This is a genomic window from Serratia sp. 506_PEND (assembly GCF_001076875.1).
In the GTDB taxonomy this organism is placed as follows: Bacteria; Pseudomonadota; Gammaproteobacteria; order Enterobacterales; family Enterobacteriaceae; genus Serratia; species Serratia marcescens.
On record NZ_JVEL01000269.1, the window covers coordinates 1 to 505 of the forward strand.

1 protein-coding gene is annotated in these 505 nt (G+C 61.2%); it reads right to left on the minus strand.

The genetic code is table 11. The annotated features are described in order from the left end of the window. A partial coding sequence (locus ADK28_RS07080; protein WP_048795270.1) for a YcaO-like family protein occupies nt 1-505 on the minus strand: 505 nt, incomplete at both ends.

Here is a 505-nt window from a genome sequence, read left to right on the forward strand (position 1 = left end):
CCACGCCCGGGTAGCGGTTCAGCACTTCGTCCGGGATCGCCGGCAGGCTGATGGATTCGGCGATGATGCGGTTTTTCACATAACGCTCGAACACTTCCGACAGGCCCTGCACGCGCGCTTCGTTGGCGGTGTTGCCGGCGGACATGCCGTTGGAAACATACAGGTTGCCGATGATATTCATCGGGATGTACACGGTTTGCTGGTCGGACTGACGGGTAAACGGCAGCGCGCACACGCCGCGATCGGCGTTGCCGGACTGCAGATCGACCAGATCGCTGGCGCTCAGCTCTTGCTGCGGATCGTAGAAGGCGTGCAGGCGTTCGTCGAGGATGCCGGCCGGCAGCGCGTCGTCTTCAGGGATCGGGAACCATTTCTCATTCGGGTAGTGCACGAAGTCGCCTTCGGCGATCTGCCGGCCCAGATAGAAATCGGCAAAGAAGTAGTTGGTGGACAGGCGCTCGAAATATTCACCCAGCGCGGAGGCCAGCGCGGCTTTTTTGCTGGC